The 19,368-nt window shown below is 65.3% G+C and carries 20 protein-coding genes; 12 read left to right on the top strand and 8 right to left on the bottom strand.

Translation table 11 applies throughout. From position 1 onward, the window contains the following. Nucleotides 1–22 precede the first annotated feature (22 nt). The 6 genes from argH (at nucleotide 23) to KVX96_RS02540 (ending at nucleotide 6,187) form a co-directional block, all read left to right on the top strand. Entirely contained in the window at nucleotides 23–1,429 is a 1,407-nt protein-coding gene (argH, locus tag KVX96_RS02515) for an argininosuccinate lyase (protein WP_261192647.1), read from the top strand. Then, the gene (locus tag KVX96_RS02520) at nucleotides 1,426–1,725 is read left to right on the top strand and encodes a hypothetical protein (protein WP_261192648.1); all 300 of its coding nucleotides are present in this window, start codon (nucleotides 1,426–1,428) and stop codon (nucleotides 1,723–1,725) included. The genes argH and KVX96_RS02520 overlap by 4 nt, the downstream gene beginning before the upstream one ends. 1 nt (nucleotide 1,726) lies before the next feature. Further along, nucleotides 1,727–1,888 (top strand): hypothetical protein, encoded by a 162-nt coding sequence (locus KVX96_RS02525; protein WP_261192649.1) that lies wholly within the window; start codon nucleotides 1,727–1,729, stop codon nucleotides 1,886–1,888. 72 nt (nucleotides 1,889–1,960) lie between these two features. Continuing rightward, on the top strand, nucleotides 1,961–2,278 hold the full coding sequence (locus tag KVX96_RS02530) for a DUF2834 domain-containing protein (RefSeq protein WP_261192650.1): 318 nt from the start codon (nucleotides 1,961–1,963) through the stop codon (nucleotides 2,276–2,278). After that, on the top strand, nucleotides 2,278–3,543 hold the full coding sequence (lysA, locus tag KVX96_RS02535) for a diaminopimelate decarboxylase (RefSeq protein WP_261192651.1): 1,266 nt from the start codon (nucleotides 2,278–2,280) through the stop codon (nucleotides 3,541–3,543). Before KVX96_RS02530 ends, lysA begins: the two co-directional genes overlap by 1 nt. A 37-nt stretch (nucleotides 3,544–3,580) precedes the next feature. After that, entirely contained in the window at nucleotides 3,581–6,187 is a 2,607-nt protein-coding gene (locus KVX96_RS02540; RefSeq protein WP_261192652.1) for a TIGR02302 family protein, read from the top strand. Here the strand turns inward: KVX96_RS02540 and KVX96_RS02545 are convergent. Next, nucleotides 6,170–7,156 (bottom strand): zinc-ribbon domain-containing protein, encoded by a 987-nt coding sequence (locus tag KVX96_RS02545; RefSeq protein WP_261192653.1) that lies wholly within the window; start codon nucleotides 7,154–7,156, stop codon nucleotides 6,170–6,172. The two genes, KVX96_RS02540 and KVX96_RS02545, sit on opposite strands and share 18 nt — an antisense overlap. Before the next feature lie 164 nt (nucleotides 7,157–7,320). Here KVX96_RS02545 and KVX96_RS02550 point away from each other — a divergent pair, with 164 nt between their 5' ends. Genes KVX96_RS02550 through KVX96_RS02565 form a run of 4 tightly spaced genes read left to right on the top strand, consistent with a single transcriptional unit; the run spans nucleotide 7,321 to nucleotide 10,263 of the window. Continuing rightward, nucleotides 7,321–7,998, top strand: coding sequence for a cell division ATP-binding protein FtsE (locus tag KVX96_RS02550; protein ID WP_261192654.1), 678 nt, complete (start codon nucleotides 7,321–7,323; stop codon nucleotides 7,996–7,998). Further along, on the top strand, nucleotides 7,995–8,906 hold the full coding sequence (locus KVX96_RS02555) for a cell division protein FtsX (protein WP_261192655.1): 912 nt from the start codon (nucleotides 7,995–7,997) through the stop codon (nucleotides 8,904–8,906). The genes KVX96_RS02550 and KVX96_RS02555 overlap by 4 nt, the downstream gene beginning before the upstream one ends. Continuing rightward, a complete protein-coding gene (locus KVX96_RS02560) occupies nucleotides 8,906–9,640 on the top strand; it encodes a lysophospholipid acyltransferase family protein (protein ID WP_261192656.1) in 735 nt (244 codons plus the stop codon). The genes KVX96_RS02555 and KVX96_RS02560 overlap by 1 nt, the downstream gene beginning before the upstream one ends. Nucleotides 9,641–9,657: 17 nt before the next feature. Beyond that, nucleotides 9,658–10,263 (top strand): pyridoxamine 5'-phosphate oxidase family protein, encoded by a 606-nt coding sequence (locus KVX96_RS02565; RefSeq protein ID WP_261192657.1) that lies wholly within the window; start codon nucleotides 9,658–9,660, stop codon nucleotides 10,261–10,263. A 4-nt stretch (nucleotides 10,264–10,267) separates the two neighbouring features. Here the strand turns inward: KVX96_RS02565 and KVX96_RS02570 are convergent, their stop codons facing one another. Continuing rightward, on the bottom strand, nucleotides 10,268–10,726 hold the full coding sequence (locus KVX96_RS02570) for an Lrp/AsnC family transcriptional regulator (RefSeq protein ID WP_261192658.1): 459 nt from the start codon (nucleotides 10,724–10,726) through the stop codon (nucleotides 10,268–10,270). 139 nt (nucleotides 10,727–10,865) lie between these two features. Between KVX96_RS02570 and ald the strand changes: the two genes are divergently transcribed. Then, complete coding sequence (gene ald, locus KVX96_RS02575; RefSeq protein ID WP_261192659.1) at nucleotides 10,866–11,987, top strand: alanine dehydrogenase; 1,122 nt, start codon at nucleotides 10,866–10,868, stop codon at nucleotides 11,985–11,987. Nucleotides 11,988–12,059: 72 nt separating this feature from the next. On the opposite strand, the gene mscL is transcribed toward ald, so the two are convergent. Continuing rightward, entirely contained in the window at nucleotides 12,060–12,491 is a 432-nt protein-coding gene (mscL, locus tag KVX96_RS02580) for a large conductance mechanosensitive channel protein MscL (protein WP_261192660.1), read from the bottom strand. Nucleotides 12,492–12,620: 129 nt separating this feature from the next. Between mscL and KVX96_RS02585 the strand changes: the two genes are divergently transcribed. Then, on the top strand, nucleotides 12,621–13,328 hold the full coding sequence (locus tag KVX96_RS02585; protein ID WP_261192661.1) for a glutathione S-transferase N-terminal domain-containing protein: 708 nt from the start codon (nucleotides 12,621–12,623) through the stop codon (nucleotides 13,326–13,328). 3 nt (nucleotides 13,329–13,331) lie between these two features. Here the strand turns inward: KVX96_RS02585 and KVX96_RS02590 are convergent, their stop codons facing one another. The 5 genes from KVX96_RS02590 to pheS form a co-directional block, all read right to left on the bottom strand. Then, a complete protein-coding gene (locus KVX96_RS02590) occupies nucleotides 13,332–14,540 on the bottom strand; it encodes an MFS transporter (protein ID WP_261192662.1) in 1,209 nt (402 codons plus the stop codon). Between the two features lie 111 nt (nucleotides 14,541–14,651). Next, complete coding sequence (locus tag KVX96_RS02595) at nucleotides 14,652–15,098, bottom strand: YtoQ family protein (protein ID WP_261192663.1); 447 nt, start codon at nucleotides 15,096–15,098, stop codon at nucleotides 14,652–14,654. Nucleotides 15,099–15,198: 100 nt separating this feature from the next. After that, entirely contained in the window at nucleotides 15,199–17,595 is a 2,397-nt protein-coding gene (pheT, locus tag KVX96_RS02600; RefSeq protein WP_261192664.1) for a phenylalanine--tRNA ligase subunit beta, read from the bottom strand. Further along, nucleotides 17,592–18,200, bottom strand: a complete 609-nt coding sequence (locus KVX96_RS02605; protein ID WP_261192665.1) for a hypothetical protein — start codon at nucleotides 18,198–18,200, stop codon at nucleotides 17,592–17,594. The genes pheT and KVX96_RS02605 overlap by 4 nt, the downstream gene beginning before the upstream one ends. Next, the gene (gene pheS, locus KVX96_RS02610; RefSeq protein ID WP_409977080.1) at nucleotides 18,197–19,285 is read right to left on the bottom strand and encodes a phenylalanine--tRNA ligase subunit alpha; all 1,089 of its coding nucleotides are present in this window, start codon (nucleotides 19,283–19,285) and stop codon (nucleotides 18,197–18,199) included. The genes KVX96_RS02605 and pheS overlap by 4 nt, the downstream gene beginning before the upstream one ends. Nucleotides 19,286–19,368: the final 83 nt, after the last annotated feature.

Here is a 19,368-nt window from a genome sequence, read left to right on the forward strand (position 1 = left end):
GCCAGCAAAGGGCCAGACAACCATGACAAACGATACCCCGAAATCCTCTGCCTCCAACGCCATGTGGGGCGGCCGTTTTGCCGCAGGCCCCGATGCGATCATGGAGGCGATCAACGCCTCGATCGATTTCGACAAGCGGATGGCGGCCCAGGATATTCGCGGGTCCCGTGCCCATGCGGCGATGCTCGCTGCACAAGGCATCATTACCGATAGCGATGCGGCGGCCATTCGGGAAGGGCTGCTCACGGTGTTGTCAGAAATCGAGGGCGGCGATTTCCCCTTCTCCAAGGCGCTGGAAGACATCCACATGAACGTGGAAGCCCGCCTGAAAGAGGTGATCGGCGCGCCCGCAGGCCGTTTGCACACGGGCCGCAGCCGCAACGATCAGGTGGCCACCGATTTCAAACTTTGGGTGCGCGATCAGATGGACGCCGCCATCGAGGGCATCGAAGCCCTGATCCGCGCGCTTCTGGCGCAGGCCGAAGCCGGGGCGGATTGGGTGATGCCGGGCTTCACCCATCTGCAAACGGCCCAGCCCGTCACATGGGGCCACCACATGATGGCCTATGTTGAGATGTTCGGCCGCGATGTGAGCCGGTTCCGCGATGCCCGCGCCCGGATGAACGAATCGCCCCTTGGGGCCGCCGCGCTGGCGGGCACGTCCTTCCCCATCGATCGCCACATGACAGCCGAAGCACTGGGGTTTGACCGCCCCGCCGCCAACTCGCTCGACGCCGTAGCCGATCGCGATTTCGCGCTGGAGTTCCTCTCCTGCTCGACGATCTGTGCCATGCACCTGAGCCGTTTCGCCGAGGAACTGGTGATCTGGTCGTCTGCGCAGTTCCGCTTCGTGGTGCTGTCGGATCGTTTCTCCACCGGCTCTTCCATCATGCCGCAAAAGAAGAACCCGGACGCCGCCGAGCTGATCCGCGCCAAGATCGGCCGGATCATGGGGGCGATGGTGGGGCTCTTTACGGTGATGAAAGGCCTGCCGCTGACCTATTCCAAAGACATGCAGGAAGACAAAGAACAGGTGTTTGACGCCGCTGACAGCCTGATGCTCTCGCTCGCCGCGATGACGGGGATGGTCTCGGACATGACGGCCAACCGCCCCTCGCTGGAGGCCGCCGCCGCGTCCGGCTTCTCCACCGCCACCGATCTGGCCGACTGGCTGGTGCGCTCCCTGAACATGCCTTTCCGCGATGCCCACCACGTGACGGGTACGCTTGTGGCCATGGCCGAGAAGAAGGGCTGCGACCTGCCCGACCTGACCTTGGAAGAGATGCAATCGGTTCACGAATCCATCAACGCCTCTGTATTTGACGTGCTGGGTGTGCATAACTCGGTGGCAAGCCGTCAGAGCTATGGCGGCACCGCGCCGGATCAGGTGCGCCTACAGATTGCCCGTTGGAAAGAGTTGCTCGGATGAAACGCCTGTTTGCCCTTGGCCTTGTGGCCCTGCTTGCCGCCTGTAACCCGAACGCCGGTGTCGGCGTGAGCGGTGGCAGCGGGGATGTCTCGGTCAACGCGGGCGTCTCGGGCAATGTGGGCCAGAACTCCACGGCCTATGTCGGCACTGGTGGCGCGGGTGTGTCCACGAGCACTGGCGGGAACACCAGCGTTTACGTCGGCACCGATGGCGCCGGGATTTCCGTGGGCACCGGTAACGTGCGCGTCGGCGTGGGCACGGGCGGCCCGCGCTGGGGCCTTGGCTGGGGCTGGTAACATGACGCGCCCCTTCCTGCTGTGTGCCGCGCTCGCGCTGCTTTCTGCCTGTGGCGTGGACGGCCGACCAATCCCACCTGCCGGATCCGAGGCGCAGGCCCCAAAGCGGGGGCCGGAGATCACGCTGTCCGGTGAAATCAACGTGGGCGTTGTCGTGGACTGACAGGAGGCAGGGTTTTCGCCCGCCCGCAATGTGCTACCTCTGGGCGATCCAAAGAAACGCCCGGAGCCAACCATGCCCTCGCTGCGCCATGTCTACCTTGCCCTTGCCGTGATCGGTGCGATCTGGCCGATGTATTACTTTATCAGCTGGTTTCTTGAATTTGGCTTCTCCCTCACGGCCATGGCCGATGCGTGGCATGTGAATGATGCCACCAGCGGGCTGGTCTGGGATCTCACCATCGCCGCCGTGGCGCTGACGACCTGGGTCCTGAGCGAAACATACGTGCGCAAAAACTGGATTGCCCTCTGGGCGATTCCGGCCACCTGGTGTATCGGCGTGAGCTGCGGCTTGCCGCTGTTTCTGTTCCTGCGCACAAGGCCCATTGACTGATGGATCACTTTCTTTACCGCGGTGGCGTGCTGCACGCCGAAGACGTGCCCGTTCCCACCATCGCGGCGGCTGTCGGCACGCCTTTCTACGCCTATTCCACCGCCACCCTGCAGCGCCATTTCCGCCTGTTTGACGAGGCGCTGGACTGGGGCGAACACCTCGTGTGCTTCGCGATGAAATCCAACAGCAATCAGGCCGTGCTGAAGGTGCTGGCCGAAGCTGGCGCGGGCATGGACGTGGTGAGCGGCGGGGAATACGCCCGCGCCAAGGCGGCCGGTGTGCCGGGCGAGAAGATCGTCTTCTCCGGCGTCGGCAAGACGCGCGAGGAAATGCGCGCCGCCCTTGAAGGCGGCATCCGCCAGTTCAACGTGGAGAGCGAGCCCGAGATGGTGGCGCTGAACGAGGTCGCGCTGAGCCTTGGGGTGCGCGCGCCCATCGCCATCCGCGTGAACCCGGATGTGGACGCAAAGACCCACGCCAAGATCGCCACCGGCAAGAGCGAGAACAAATTCGGCATCCCCATCGCGCGGGCGAGGGAGGTCTACGCCGAGGCCGCCGCCATGAAAGGGCTGGAGGTTGTCGGCATCGATGTACATATCGGCTCCCAGCTCACTGAGCTTGAGCCCTTCCGGCTGGCCTATGAGAAGGTCGCTGAACTGACGGGCGTGCTGCGCGAGGCTGGCCACGCCATCCGCCGCCTCGATCTGGGCGGTGGACTGGGCATCCCCTACGAGCGCTCCAACGCCGCGCCGCCGTTGCCGGTGGAATACGGCGCGCTGGTGAAGGAGACGCTGGGCCATCTGGACTGCGAGATCGAGATCGAGCCGGGCCGGCTTATTTCCGGCAACGCCGGGATCCTCGTCTCGGGCGTGATCTACGTGAAGAACGGCGAGGGCCGTGATTTCCTGATCCTCAATGCGGCGATGAACGATCTGATCCGCCCGGCCATGTATGAGGCCCACCACGACATCGTGCCGGTGGTTGAGCCCGCCCCCGGCGTGGAGCAGCAGCCCTACGACATCGTCGGCCCCGTCTGCGAAACCGGCGATACCTTCGCCAAGCAGCGCCAGATGCCGCCGCTGTCCGCCGGGGATCTGGTGGCTTTCCGCTCCGCCGGGGCCTATGGCGCGGTGATGAGCAGCGAGTACAACTCGCGCCCGCTGATCCCGGAAGTGCTCGTGCATGGCGATCAATTCGCCGTAATCCGTTCACGCCCTACCTATGAAGAAATGATCAGCCGCGATAGCATACCCTCGTGGCTCTGACTGGCGCAGCCGCCCTGCGCCGAACGGAACAGGGAGCATGGCGAACCAAAGCGAAGGCATCACCCGCGCCCTGAAGGGCATCGGCTGGCCCCTGCGTCTGACGCGCTGGGGCATGGTAGCCGAACGCCTGACGCGGGCGTTTTGGCCGCTGTGGAGCCTGCTCTTCGCCGGGGCCGGTGCGCTGCTTTTGGGCCTGCATGAGGCGCTGCCGCTCGAACTTCTCTGGATCATTTCTTTCTGCTGGCTCGTGGCGCTCGTGTTGTTCACAGCGCGCGGCCTGCGCCGCTTCCACTGGCCCACGCTGCCTGAAGCCGAGGCGCGGCTTGATGCAAGCCTGCCGGGCCGCCCGCTTGCCGCGCTGAAGGACACGCAGGCCATTGGCGCGGGCGATGCCGCGTCTGAAGCCGTCTGGCAGGCCCATGTGGCGCGCATGGCGGCCAAGCTGGAAGGCGCGAAGGCGGCGGAGCCGGATCTGCGCATGGCCTCGCGCGATCCCTACGCCCTGCGCTACGTAGCGCTTCTGGTTCTGCTCACGGGGCTTCTGTTTGGCTCTTTCCTGAAAGTCGCCAGCGTGGGCGAGATGGCCCCCGGTGCCGGGGGCGATGGGCTCGCCGCTGCCGGCCCGAGCTGGGAAGGCTGGATCGAGCCACCCCGCTATACCGGCCTTCCGAGCCTCTACCTGAATGATCTGCCCGAAGGTGAGATCGTGATCCCGCAGGGCAGCACCGTGACCCTACGGCTCTATGGCGAGGTCGGCGCGCTGACCGTGGCCGAGACGATCTCCGGCCGCACCGAGATCGCCGAAGGCGCTGCGGAACCGGCGCAATCCTTCACCGTCACCGCGTCTGGCGCCTTGCGCATCGACGGCGAGGGTGGCGCGCAATGGGATGTCACCATGACGCCCGACACCCCGCCGCGCGTCGAGGTCTCGGGCCTGCCCGAGGATACGCTTGGCGGCGAGTTGCGGCAGCCGTTCATTGCCGAGGATGATTACGGCGTTGTTGCCGGGCGGGCGGTGATCGCGCTCGACATGGCCGCGCTGGACCGTCGCTACGGCCTAAGCGCAGCGCCCGAGCCGCGCGAGGACATCCTACTGGATCTGCCGCTCACGATTTCCGGCGATCGGGCCGGGTTCGAGGAAACGCTGGTGGACACCTTTGCCGAGCACCCCTGGGCGGGCCTGCCGGTGACGCTCACGCTGGAGGTGGACGACGCCCTTGGTCAGACAGGCCAGAGTGAGGCCGCGCAGATGGCGCTGCCGGGGCGGCGCTTCTTTGATCCGATGGCCGCCGCGCTGATCGAACAGCGCCGCGATTTGCTCTGGACGCGGGAAAACGCGCCGCGTGTGGTGCAGCTTCTCAAAGCCGTCACCTACAAGCCCGAGGGCCTCTTCGCGCGGGAGGCAGACTATCTGAAACTGCGCGTCATGATGCGCCGTCTGGAAACGGCCACGGAGGCTGGGCTCACTGTGGAAGAACGGGACGACTTCGCGCAGGTGCTGTGGGATCTGGCGGTGCAGATCGAGGATGGCGATCTGTCGGATGCGCTGGAGCGTCTGCGCCGGGCGCAGGATCGGCTCTCGCAGGCGATGCGCGACGGGGCCACCGATCAGGAGATTGCCGAGCTGATGCAGGAGCTGCGCGAGGCGATGCAGGATTACATGCGCCAGCTGGCCGAGCAGGCGCAGGAGGGCGGCGAACAGCAGCAGGCCGAGAACGGCCAATCGCAAGAGATCACCGGCGATCAGCTGCAGGACATGCTCGACCAGATTCAGGAACTGATGGAGCAGGGCCGCATGGCCGAGGCCCAGCAGCTTCTGGATCAGCTGCGCCAGATGATGGAGAATATGCAGGTCACCCAAGGCGGGCAGGGACAGCAGAGCCCCGGTCAGGAGGCCATGGAAGGGCTGGCCGACACGCTGCGCCAGCAGCAGGGGCTCTCGGATGAGGCCTTCCGCGATCTGCAGGAGCAATTCAACCCCAATGCGCAGGCCGGACAGAGCCAGCAGAACGAAGGCCGCAACGGCAGCGAAGGCCGGGGGCAGAGCCACGAAGGCCAGGGCCAGGGACAAGGGCAGGGCGAACAGCAGGGCGAAGGCGGCGAACAGCAGCAGGCCGATGGCCAGCAGGGTGAGCAGGGCGGCGATATGGCCGGCAATCTTGCCGACCGCCAGCAAGCCCTGCGCAACGAGTTGAACCGCCAGCAGCAGAACCTGCCCGGTGCGGGCACGCCCGAGGGCGATGCCGCACGCGAAGCGCTGGGCCGCGCGGGTGATGCGATGGATGGGGCCGAGGAAGCCCTCCGGCAGGACGACCTGCCCGAGGCGCTGGATCGTCAGGCCGAGGCGATGGAGGCCCTGCGCGAGGGCATGCGCAACCTTGGCGATGCCATGGCGCAGCAGCAACAGCAGCAGGGCGGCCAGCAGGGCGAGGCGATGGGCAATGCCCAGCCCAACAACCGCGATCCGCTGGGCCGCGACGCAGGCTCCATGGGCAACGTCGGCACCGACGAGGATCTGCTGCAGGGCGAGGATGTCTACCGCCGCGCCCGCGATCTGCTAGACGCGCTGCGTGAGAAATCCGGCGAACAGGAACGCCCGAGTTTCGAACTGGACTACTTCAAGCGGCTACTCGACCGCTTCTGATCCCCCGAGGCCCGAGAGCTTCTCTGTCAGGCTTGTCATCCAGCCGTTCAGCGCCACGCGGCTTTCGTTGACCAGATCCACATATTGCCCCATCGCCGCTTCGCTTTCCGGCACCGTTTGCACGATGGTGGGGGCGTAGGCATAGGCGCAGATCAGGATCACGATCACGAAAATCATCAGGCTGAAGCCGATGCGGAAGCCCCGGCGCTGCGCGCGCTCGGCCACTTCCGGCTCCACCATCGTGGGCTCCTGCGGGCTGCGCTCCGAGGTGGAGCGCAGGGAGGAGTTGATCTCCTCGATGTCGGGCAGCAGATCCTTGCGGGTGTCTTCGGTTTCGGGTTCGCTGGGCTCGATCCCGCGCAGCCGCGCGGTGCGTTCCTGCACCGGCGTCATCGGCTCCGCCGGTGTCGTTTCCGGCTCGCCGAGCCCCAGATCGCCCTGTGTTTCAAGGCCCGATTGCGCTTCGCGCTGGCGGGCGAGGCTTTCGCGCTCGGCCTCTTCCTTCAGGATGCCAAGGATGGATTCATCCAGCGCCCGCTGGCGCTGCGCCAGAACGGATTGCCCCACGGGCGCACCGGCCTCGGCGTATTCCTCGTCGACCGGTTCGTCTTCGTCGTCGTAGACGTCCTCATCCGCACCGTCATCGTCGTAGGCGCCGCCGTCATCGTCTTCATAGGACGCATCATCCTCAACGTCGCCCTCATCGAACTCCGCCTCTTCCGGCGCATCGGCCTCCGCGTCGTCCGGGGCCACGTCTTCCTGAACGTCGTCCTCGGTGTCCGGCGTGGGGTCCATCGCGGGGCTCAGCCCCTCTTCGGCCAGTTCCTCGCTCAGCGCCGCGTCCAGATGGGCGGGGCGCTGGAACCACGTGTGGCCGCAATTGGAGCACTGCACATCCCGACCGTCGTCGGGAATGACCGCGTCATCCACTTCATATTGCGCATCGCAATTTGGGCAAATCAGCCGCATCGTGCCCCCAGTTCCCGCCGCGCGGGATTGTTTTTTCTCGTTGGCCCCTAATTTCGCCAATCCTATCAAAAGGGTGCGCGAATTCAAAGGATTTGCGCAGGCTTCCATTGAAACCGGGCGCGGGCTTCGGCAAAAGTGACGCACAACCGACGGAGTGAAGACGCGTGATAGACCTGCAAGGGGTGGCCTACAGTTACAGCGGGCGGGAGCTGTTTTCCAACGTGTCCCTCTCGATCACGCCGGGATCGTTCCACTTCCTCACCGGCCCCTCCGGCGCGGGCAAAACCACGCTGCTGAAGCTGTGCTACCTTGAGCTGATGGCCACCTCCGGCAAGGTCAAGGTGTTCGGGCGCGATGCCGGCCAGATGAGCCGGGACGACATCGCCCGCAGCCGGGGCCGCATCGGTGTGGTGCATCAGGATTGCCAGTTCCTCGACCATCTGCCGGTGCTGGAGAACGTCGCCCTGCCGCTGACCGTTTCTGGCAAGGATCCCGAGAAGGCGCGGGAGGATCTGACATCGCTTCTGGCTTGGGTCGGGCTGACCCATCAGGCCGATCGTCGCCCGCCGGAGCTTTCGGGCGGCGAACGCCAGCGCGCAGCACTCGCCCGTGCCGTGATCAACGCGCCCGACGTGATCCTTGCCGATGAGCCCACGGGCAACGTCGATTGGGAGATGAGCCAGCGGTTGCTGTCGCTTCTGGTGGAGCTGAACCGCATGGGCACCGCGATCATCGTGGCCACCCACGACATGAACCTGATCCGCGCCGCCAAGGCGCAGGTGAACACGCGCACGCTGCGGATCTCGGAGCGCAGGCTTGTATCAGCGGGGGCAGACCTGTGAGCGAACGTGTGACCATCGCCAGCTTCCGTGGCTTCCTGCTGGGGGATGCGCAGGCAGACCGCGCCGTGCCGCCGACCGGCTTCACAGCCAGCCTCACCGTTTTTGCGGCCGCCGCCATGAGCTTTCTGGCCGTCTTCGCGCTGGCGCTTTCGCTCACCACCGAACGCATCGCGGAACGCTGGAGCGCGGAGCTCGCGCGCACGGCGACGGTGCGGATCTCGGCCCCGGAAGGCCAGTTGCAGGCTCAGACAGAAGCCGCGCTTCAGGTGTTGCGCACCACGCCCGGCGTGGCCGAGGCGCGGGTGCTCTCCACGGCAGAACAGCAGGCGCTGCTCACCCCGTGGTTCGGCCCGGATCTGCCCATCGACAGCCTGCCGCTGCCGCAGCTGATCGAGATCGAGGAAGGCGGCGAGGGGCTGGACGCGGAGGGCCTGCGCCTGCGGCTCTCCGCCGAAGTGCCCGGCGCGGTGCTGGACGACCACGCCCGCTGGCGCGCGCCGCTGGTGCAGGCGGCGGACCGTCTGCGCGCCTTGGGGCTGTTCTCGCTCGCGCTGATCGGGGCAACGACGGCGGTGATGATCACGCTGGCCGCCAATGCCGCGCTGTCGGCCAATGCGCAGGTGATTGGCGTACTGCGCCTTGTCGGCGCGCGGGATGTCTATATTGCCCGCGCTTTCGTGCGCCGTTTCACCCTGCGCGCGCTCTTTGGCGCGGCCATCGGCACGGCTCTGGCGGCCATAGCGGTGGCCTTCCTGCCCCGCGACGCCACCCGCGACGGCTTTCTCACCGGCCTCGGCTTTGAAGGGCTGGAGTGGGCCTGGCCGCTCGCTATTCCCTTCCTTGCGGCCTTCGTGGCCTTCTGGGCTACCCGCACCGCCGCCTTCCGCACCCTTAAGGAGCTGACCTGATGGCCTATGCCTGGCGCTGGCTGCGCTCGCTTCTCTTCTCGATCCAGATCTACGTGATGATGTTCCTCATGGCGCTCTTCTTCACGCCCATGGCGATCTGGAAGCGTGACTGGGCCTTCCACGGCATCCACACGTGGTGCCGCTATGTGCGCTGGTCTGCCGATTGGATGCTGGGGCTGAAAAGCGAGGTGCGGGGCGAGATCCCGACAGACGAGGTGCTGATCGCGTCGAAACACCAGAGCTTCTTTGACATCATCCTGATCGTCAGCGAAACGCCGCGCCCGAAGTTCATCATGAAGAAACAGCTGAAATGGGCCCCCATCGTCGGCTACTACGCCATGCGCATCGGCTGCGTGCCGGTGGATCGCGGCAAGCGCGGGCAGGCGATTTCCAAGATGGTGGAAGATGTGAAATCCGGCCGCCAGCAGCCGGGCCAGTTGATCATCTACCCGCAGGGCACCCGCGTCGCCCCCGGCGCGATGCTGCCCTACAAGGTCGGCCCCGCCGTGCTCTACAGCCAGACCGGGCAGGATTGCGTCCCGGCGGCCACCAACGTGGGCGTCTTCTGGCCGCGCCACGGCGTCTACCGCAAGCCTGGCCTTGCGGTGGTGGAGTTCCTTCCCCGCATCAAGGCGGGCCTGAGCCGAGAGGCCTTCATGGAAAAGCTCGAAGCCGAGGTGGAGGGCCGTTCGGACGCGCTGATGGCGGAAGCCGGGTTCACGAAAGCCGATTGATCTGAGAGGAGCAGCCGATGGCGCGGATCGAGACGTTGGAGGCGCTTGAGGCGCTCTATGGGACGCCCGGCGAAGCCAGCCTCGTGAAGGTCGCCCGCCGGATGACTCCGGGCTACCGCGCCTTCATCGCGCAAAGCCGTTTCTGCACGCTCACCACCGTCGGCCCGGAGGGCACCGATTGCTCTCCGCGCGGCGATGATGGCCCGGTTGTCACCGAACTGGATCCCGGCACGCTGGCGATGCCCGATTGGCGCGGCAACAACCGGATGGATTCCTTGCGCAATATCGTGCGGGACGGGCGGGTGTCGCTCAGCTTCTTCGTGGCGGGCGCCACCATGGTGGTGCGGGTGAACGGCAGCGCTCACGTCAGCACCGATGCGGATTTGCTGGCGCGCTTCTCTGATCGGGGGCGGCAGCCGCGCAGCGTGATCGTGATTGCCATCGGCGAGGTGTATTTCCAATGCGCCCGCGCCCTGATGCGCGCGCAGCTCTGGCAGGGCATCCCCGCACCGGAGGGCCTGCCAAGCGCGGGCGATCTGCTTTCGGAAATGACGGAAGGCCGTTTTGACGGCGCGTCCTACGATCAGGAATGGCCCGCGCGGGCCGAAAAGACGCTCTGGTAAGGGCTCAAACGGGCAGCGCGGTCGTTTTGAACACGGTTCGCAGCGCGAAGGAGGAATGCATCTGCGCTACGCCGGGCAGGCGGGCCAGATGGCGGCGGTGGATCAGCGCGAAATCCTCGGTGTCCTCGGCAACGACCTTGAGCAGGTAATCGGCGGTGCCCGCCATCAGGTGGCACTCCAGCACATCCGGGATCTTCGCCACTTCGCGCTCAAACGCCTCCAGCACCTCGTCCGCCTGCCCGGACAGCGTGATCTCCACGAACACCGTCGTGGGCCGCCCCAGCTTGCGGCTGTCCAACAGAGCGACGTAATCCTTGATGTAGCCCTCGGACTCCAGCCGCTGCACCCGCCGGTGACAGGCTGAAGCAGAGAGATTGATCCGCTCCGCCAGATCCGCGTTGGAGATCCGCCCGGCCTTCTGCAGCACGGTCAGGATTCGACGATCTATGCTGTCCAAAGCCATAAGCGTGCAAGTTCCTCTCACCGTTTGACAGAAACCTCGCGGCTTCTTGCGTGATTTTGGAAAAACGAGGCAGGAATTTCAAGCCAATTGCGCGCGGCTTGGCAGATACTCCTTTTCAATACGGGAAGGGAGAGAGCCCATGAAAATCGGATGCCCCAAGGAAATCAAGCCACAGGAGTTCCGCGTCGGCCTGACACCGGCCGCCGCGCGGGAAGCCATTGCCCACGGCCACAGCGTGATCGTCGAAACCAATGCCGGCGCGGGGGCCGGCTTTACGGATACGGATTACATCGCCGCCGGCGCGCAAATCCTCGGCACCGCAGCCGAGATCTTTGCCGCCGCCGACATGATCGTGAAGGTGAAGGAGCCACAGGCGGTGGAACGCAAGATGCTGCGCGAAGGCCAGCTGCTGTTCACCTACCTGCACCTTGCGCCCGACCCGGAGCAGACGAAGGATCTGCTGGCCAGCGGCTGCACCGCCATTGCTTACGAAACCGTGACGGATGATCGCGGCGGCCTGCCGCTGCTCGCGCCGATGTCGGAAGTGGCCGGACGGCTCGCGCCGCAGGTCGGGGCCTGGACGCTGCAAAAGGCCAATGGCGGCCGTGGCGTTCTGCTGGGCGGCGTGCCCGGTGTGGGCCCGGCGAAAGTGGTGGTGATCGGTGGCGGCGTTGTTGGCACCCACGCGGCGCGCATTGCCGCCGGGATGGGTGCGGATGTGACGGTGCTAGATCGCTCCCTGCCGCGCCTGCGCTATCTCGATGACGTCTTCGCCCGCGATTTCCGCAACCGTTACGCCTCGGCGGAAGCCACGGCGGAACTGGTGCGCGAAGCCGACATGGTGATCGGCGCGGTGCTGATCCCCGGCGCTGCCGCGCCCAAGCTCGTCAGCCGCGCGCAGCTTTCGGAGATGAAGCCAGGCGCGGCCATCGTGGATGTGGCCATCGATCAGGGCGGTTGTTTCGAAACCTCCCGCGCCACCACCCATCAGGATCCGATCTATGATGTGGATGGCATCATGCATTACTGCGTCGCCAACATGCCCGGTGCCGTGGCCCGCACCTCCACCATCGCACTTGGCAATGCCACCATGCCCTTCCTGCTGGCGCTTGCCGACAAGGGTTGGCGCAAGGCCTGCGAAGAAGATCCACACCTGCTGAACGGGCTCAACGTCCATGCCGGCAAGCTGACCTACTACGCCGTGGGCAAGGCGCTGGGGCTCGACGTGATGGCCCCGCATCTGGCGCTGAAAGCGGCCTAGGCATGGCGCAACGCGAAACGGAAAGGGCCCGCCAGATCGGCGGGCCCTTTTTGGCATCCTGTGATTGGCAGCTTAGCCCTTGTTCAGCGAATCCCGGATCTCGATCAGGATGTCCAGCTCGCTGGGGCCTTCCGGCTCCGCCGGGGCCTCTTCGGCCTCTTCCTTGGCCGCCGCCATGTCCTTCACCTTGTTCACGTAGCGCACGAGCATGAACACGACGAAGGCGATGATCAGGAAGTTGATCACGGCCATGATGAAGCGCCCGTAGGCAAACACGGCCGCCCCGGCTTCCTCTGCTGCCGCGATGGAGGCATATTCGCCCTCGCCCAGCAGCACATACATGCCGGAAAAATCGATCCCGCCGATGAAGAGGCTGATGATCGGGTTGATGAGATCGCCCACCATGGATTGCACGATGGCGGTGAAAGCCGCGCCGATGATGATCCCCACGGCCATGTCCATCACATTGCCCTTGGCGATGAAATCGCGGAACTCCTGAAGCATTCTGTGTCCTTCCCCTGTTGAGGTGCTCTGCGGCACCCAATGTGCCCCACTACCCCATCTCCGGGCTTGAATGTCGGGGAAACTGCGGCGAACACTCCCCGCAATCCATGTTTGTGAAAGCGAAATGCCATGCAGCGCCTCTCTGACCACCCGATCACCCGCCGTTGGCCCGCCATCCGGCCCGAGGTGCTGCAGCTCTATTCCTTTCCCACCCCCAACGGCGTGAAGATCTCGGTCGCGCTGGAGGAGACAGGGCTGCCCTACGAGGCGCATCTCGTCTCGATCCGCACCGACGATCAGCTCACGCCCGAGTTTCTTGCACTCAACCCCAACAACAAGATCCCCGCGATCATTGACCCCGATGGCCCCGGCGGCGCGCCGCTGGCGCTGTTTGAAAGCGGCGCGATCCTGATCTACCTGGCCGAGAAAACCGGCCAGCTCCTGCCCGAGGATCCGGCCGCGCGCTATCAGGCGCTGCAATGGCTGATGTTCCAGATGGGCGGGCTGGGGCCGATGTTCGGGCAAATGGGCTTCTTCACCAAATTCGCCGGGAAAGACTGGGAGGACAAGCGCCCCACCGAGCGCTACGTGGCCGAAAGCCGCCGCCTTGTGGGCGTGCTTGATGCCGCTCTGGCCGGGAAGGACTGGATCGCGGGCAGCTACTCCATCGCCGATATCGCCATCGCGCCCTGGCTCAATGCGCTCGTGACCTCCTATCAGAACGCCGATCTTGTCGGGCTCTTCGAGTTGGACAACGTGCCCGCCTATCTGGAACGCTTCCTCGCGCGGCCCGCCGTGCAGCGCGGCCTCAAAATCCCGCCGCGCCCGCCGGAGTGAGGCCTACGCCCCCGCCTGCGCGCGGCGGCGCAGGGCCAGCCAGATCGTGCCCACGATCAGCAGGTTGATCAGCCCCGCGATCACCGCGTTGGCATAGGTCCAGAAATAGCCTCCCGTAAGATCGAAGACGAAGCCGCCCTGCCAGCCGCCAAGCGCATGGCCGGCCCAGCCGAAGGCCAGCACGATCCCCGTCGCCGAGGCGCGGCGGGCGGGTGGTGTGAGCGTGCCCACAGTGATCAGAACCCCCGTCATCACCCCGCCGTAGCCGAAGCCGTAGAGCGGTGCGAAGAGCCAGAAGCCCTGCATCGTGCCAAGGAAAACAAAGCCCAGCATCAGCGCCGTCTGCCAGCTGGTGGCCGCCATCCAGGCTTGTACAGGGCCGATGATGTCGGCCAGCCGGCCGAAGAACACCCGCCCCAGAACCGCTGCGCCCAGCATGATCAGAAGCGGTCCGCCGGCCTCCGCGCCCACGCCGCAGACGCCCTGAATGAGCGGCACCAGATGCATCAGCGGCACCGCCATGCCGGTGCAGCAGCCCAGAACAGCGATGGAGAGCGCGGGCAGCACCAGCTTCGGCGAAAGCAGCGGCGCGGCCCCTTTCTGGGCAGCCGCGGCAGCGGCCTGCGCCGGGGGCGGAACCATCAAAAGCGACAGCGGCAGCAGCGTCAGACCGGCAAAGGCACCGAGCAGGGTGAAGGCATTCGCCCAGCCCGTGACCTCGATCAGATGGCCCGCCACGAAAGGCACAAGCCCCTGCCCAAGCCCCTGCCCGGCGGAGGCGATACCGATGGCCAGCCCCCGGCTCGCGGTGAACCAGCCGCCCACCAGCGCGATCACAGGTGCGAATAGCGCACCGCCTCCAAGAAACCCGGCGGCGAAGAAGAGCGTGTAGAACTGCCAGAGCGCCTCCGCCCGCGCCGCCAGCAGAAGCGCTGCCGCAAGGCTCGCGGCCCCGATCAGGCAGATCGTCCGCGTCGCGATCCGGTCGGCGAGAAAGCCCATGACGATCCCGCCCAGGGCAATCCCGATCAGCCCCAGCGAGTTGATCGCCGAAACCTCCGCGCGGCTCCAGCCGAAGTGGATCTCCAGCGGGATCACGAAGGCCGACAGCCCGTTCACCAGCGTGCCCATGGCGATGCCCAAAAGCAGGGCCGCCGCCACCACGATCACCCAGCGAAACCTCGGGTTGGACAGGTCAGGGGAAGTCTGCATCGCATCACCGCCACGAGAAAAGAGGCAGCCGGGCGCAAAAAGAACAAGCCTTCGCCCGGGCCGGACTCTGAAAGCTTAACAGATTTCGCGCGCCTCTGACAGAACAAGCGCTCAGCCCGGAAGCGCACCGGTCAGCACGTAGCGCAGGATCTGCACCACCTGCTCTGGCGTCTCGGCCACCGCTTCCGCCGCCGCGTCCACCTCTTTCAAGGCGTGCTGATGCTCCGGCCCGTGCAGGATGATCAGGCTCTTGCCAAGCGCCGCCGCATAGCCCGCGTCAAAGGCCGCGTTCCACTGTTTGTACTTCTCGCCAAAGCGCACCACCACCACATCGGCGGCCTCGATCGCGGTCCGCGTGCGGATCGCATTCACGCCCGCGCCCTTGCGATCATGCCAGAGCGGTTTTTCTTCCGCCCCCAGAATGGCCACGCCGCAATCGTCACTGGCCGCGTGATCGGTGACCGGCGCGGAGAACCGAACCTCCAGCCCCTTCGCGCCCTCAACGATCCGCTCCCGCCAATCGGTGTGGATCTCGCCCGACAGGTAAACCTTCAACATGTGCCGCTCTCCCTAAATCCAAACATGCGAAAGGGGCGCGCGCGCCCCCTCACTTTGTTCCAGAAATATCCCCGCCGGAGGCAAGAAAGTCCAGCCAGCCTCAGCCGCGCAGCACGCCGCCCGTGGCCTTGCCGACCTTCTCCACGATCTTGGCCGCCACGGCCTCGATGTCCTTTTCCTTCAGCGTGGCAGTGGTGGGCTGCAGGCGCACGGTGATGGCGAGGGATTTCTTGCCCTCGCCCAAAGCGCCGCCGATGAACTCGTCGAACACGCGCACCTCTTCGATTAGCGCCTTGTCGGCCCCGGCGGCGGCGTTGACCAGCGTCAGCGCTTCCACATCCGCATCCACCACGAAGGCGAAATCGCGTTCCACCGCCTGCAGATCGCTCGCGGCGAGCGGCGGACGGGTGGGGGATTTGGCTTTCGGGAAGGGCACATTGGCAAGATGGATCGCGAAAGCCACCACGGGGCCTTTCACATCCATCGCCGCGATGGCGCGCGGGTGCAGTTCGCCAAAACCCGCCAGGACCATCTTCGGCCCGAGGCAGATCTTGCCCGAACGGCCCGGATGCCACCAGGCGTTCATCCCGCGCTGGATCTGCGCCTTGGCCGGCGCGCCGACGGCAGCGAGGATCGCCTCGGCATCGGCCTTGGCGTCAAACACATCCACCGCGCGGCGGGTGCCGTGCACATCTTTGGGGCCGGTATGGCCCACGAGGATCCCGGTGATCAGCACTTCCTGATCCTCCGGCTCGCCGCCGTGGAAGGCCGGGCCGACCTCGAACAGCGCCAGATCCATGAAGCCGCGCGCCTGGTTGCGGGCGGCAGCCTGCAGCAGCCCCGGCAGCAGCGAGGGGCGCATGTGGCTCATCTCGCTGGAAATCGGGTTCTCCAGCATCGTCGCATCCGTGCCGCCGCCGAAGGCCTCGGCACTTTTCTGGTCGATGAAGCTGTAGGTCACGCATTCATTGTAGCCGAGTGCTGCCGCCGTGCGCCGCGCGATGGCTTCGCGCTTCTGCATCGGGGTCAGGATCGCGCGCGGCACACCGGCCTGTACACGGGGCAGGGGCTGGCCGACGAGCTTGGTGAGCGAGGCCACGCGTGCGACCTCTTCCACCAGATCGGCCTCGCCCAGCACATCGGGGCGCCAGCTCGGCACATTGGCCATGTCGCCGTCCAGCGTGAAGCCGAGCGCCTCCAGCGTGGCGCGCTGGGTGTCCGCCGGGATCTCCATGCCGACGAGCGATTGCACGCGGTCGGTGTCCAGCCGGTAGGCGCGGGAGACATCGGGCACCGCGCCCGCCGTCACCACGTCGGAGGCCTCACCGCCGCAGAGATCGAGGATCATCTGCGTGGCCTGTTCGATGGCTTGGGCGTTGAAGGCCGGATCGATGCCGCGCTCGTTGCGGTAGCGCGCATCGGAGTTGATCTTCAGCGCACGGCCCGTCTTGGCGATCTGGATCGTGTCCCAGATGGCGGCCTCGAGGAAGACGTTCGTCGTCTCGTCAGTACAGCCCGTGGCCAGCCCGCCCATGATGCCGGCGATGCTTTCCACGCCCTGATCGTCGGAAATCACAACCATGCCCGGCGCGAAGGTGTATTCCTTCTCGTCAAGGCCCACGAGCGTTTCGCCGCCCTTGGCGTGATGCACCCGCAGGTTGCCCTGCACCTTGTCGGCGTCAAACACGTGCAGCGGGCGGTTTTGATCGTAGGTGAAGAAGTTCGTCACATCTACGAGGGCAGAGATCGGGCGCAGGCCGATGGCTTTCAGACGCTTCTGCAGCCATTCGGGCGAGGGGCCGTTCTTCACGCCACGGATCAGCCGGCCCATGAAGAGCGGGGCTTCGTCCAGCGTGACCGCATCAATGGTGACCTTCAGCGGGCTTTCGAAGCTGCCGGCCACCGAAACTTCCTTGGCGGGCTTCAGCGTGCCAAGGCCACGGGCGGCCAGATCGCGGGCCACGCCGCGCACGCCAAGCGCATCGGGGCGGTTCGGGGTGATGGCGATGTCGATGACGGGGTCGATCTTTTCCGGATCGTTGGCGGCGAGCCAGTCGATGAATTTCTCACCCACCTGGCCGGAGGGCAGTTCGATGATGCCGTCGTGATCCTCGCCCAGTTCCAGCTCGCGCATGGAGGCCATCATGCCGTGGCTTTCCACGCCGCGGATCTTGCCGACAGAGAGGGTGATATCCAGCCCCGGCACGTAGTCGCCGGGTTTGGCGAGCACCACGGTGATGCCTTCGCGCGCATTGGGCGCGCCGCAGACGATCTGCTTGTCGCCCTCATCGGTGGCCACGGTGCAGACGCGCAGACGGTCGGCGTCCGGGTGCTGGCTGGCGGCGGTGATCTTGGCCAGCGTGAAGCTTTTCAGCTTCTCGGCCGGGTTGATGACCTCTTCCACTTCAAGGCCAAGATCGGTGAGCGCCTCGGCGATCTGATCCACGGTGGCCTCGGTGTCGAGGTGCTCTTTCAGCCAGGAGAGAGTGAATTTCATTTTTCTTCGGCCTTCCTCATTTTGCGCGCGGGAGCCAACGAAACTGCAGAGAGACCGTATTCCTGCTGACGCGCAATATTTATGAATTCGGTTTGCGCACTGACGACCTTTTGATCGAATGCTTCGTTATCCCGAATTGTTTGCCACAGGTTATTCTGGAAACCAGATTGGATACCTCTTTCTAGATGACGCTGTAGCAATTCGTAGACTTGTCTATGTGTTTCTTGGCAGGCGTATCCAGCTTCAAGGACCTCTGTGTTGCTAGAGACAGTTAGTGCTAGCAGTGCGTCCTCAAGAGCATCCCATCTAGTCGTTAGGTCGGCTAAAGTCTGGATATATGTGTCTGCGGAGTTCGGCCTAAGCCTGTCTATTGTAGACTTGAACCTTCCAAGCTCGACCACAAACTTTTTTAGATCCGTCCGCCGCTCCAACCGAATTTGTAGTTTTCTGTCTTCTTCCTTTTGCCTTGGGTAGACCCGAAGCCCAATATAAAGCGCGGTTGCGGAGGCCAAAACGCTCGCAAGAACGCCTGAAGGGATATGCGAAAGGAAGTTAAAATCACGGCATACGTTTTCGCACACCGTGATGGCGTTGCTTCCGGTCACCGGCTCAGGCCTCCGGCCAGCGTCGGCATGTCCAGCGCGGCGAAGCCGTAGTGGCGCAGCCAGCGCAGGTCGCTGTCGAAGAAGGCGCGCAGGTCGGGGATGCCGTATTTCAGCATCGCCAGCCGGTCGATCCCGAGGCCGAAGGCAAAGCCCTGGTATTCCTCCGGGTCCACCCCGGCGGCCTGCAGCACCTTCGGGTGCACCATGCCGGAGCCGAGGATCTCCATCCAGTCGTCGCCCTCGCCCACTTTCAGCTGGCCACCTTCCCAGGAGCAGCGCAGATCGACTTCGGCCGACGGCTCGGTGAAGGGGAAGTGGGAGGCGCGGAAGCGCAGCTCCACCTGATCCACCTCGAAGAAGGCGCGGCAGAATTCCTCCAGCGTCCACTTGAGGTTGGCCATGGAGATGTTCTTGTCGATGGCGAGGCCTTCGACCTGGTGGAACATCGGGGTGTGGGTCTGGTCGTAATCGGAGCGGTAGACGCGGCCCGGGGCGATGACGCGGATCGGCGCGCCCTGTTTTTCCATCGAGCGGATCTGGACCGGGCTCGTGTGGGTGCGCAGCACGTGGGGCGGGCGGTTGTCGCCTTCGGCGCGGTGCATGTAGAAGGTGTCGAACTCCTGCCGCGCGGGGTGGTGCGGCGGGATGTTGAGCGCGTCGAAATTGTACCAGTCGGTCTCGATCTGCGGGCCTTCGGCCACGGCGAAGCCCATGTCGGCGAAGATCGCGGCGATTTCCTCGGTGACCTGGCTGATCGGGTGGATGGAGCCCCCGGCGCGGCTGCCCGTGCGGCCCGGCAGGGTGACGTCGAGCCACTCGGTTTTCAGGCGCGCATCCAGCGCGGCATCTGCCAGCGCGGCTTTCTTGGCGGTGAGCGCCGTGTTCAGCTCGTCCTTGAGCGCGTTCAGCGCCGGACCGGCCACCTGCCGCTCTTCCGGGCTCATCTTGCCCAGCTCGCGCATCTTGAGCGAAACCTCGCCCTTCTTGCCGATCGCGGCCACGCGCAGCTCTTCCAGCGCGGCTTCGTCGCCGGCGTTCCCAATCGCTTCCAAATAGCGGCTTTTCAGCTCGTTCAATCCGTCCATCGGGCCTTTTCCTCTTGATCGGGCCATGCCCTATCACAGACAGGGTGCAATGCAAGGGAAAGGGAAGGCGCGGGGGCTCTGCC

This window comes from Pseudoruegeria sp. SHC-113, assembly GCF_025376885.1.
Classification (GTDB): Bacteria; Pseudomonadota; Alphaproteobacteria; order Rhodobacterales; family Rhodobacteraceae; genus Pseudoruegeria.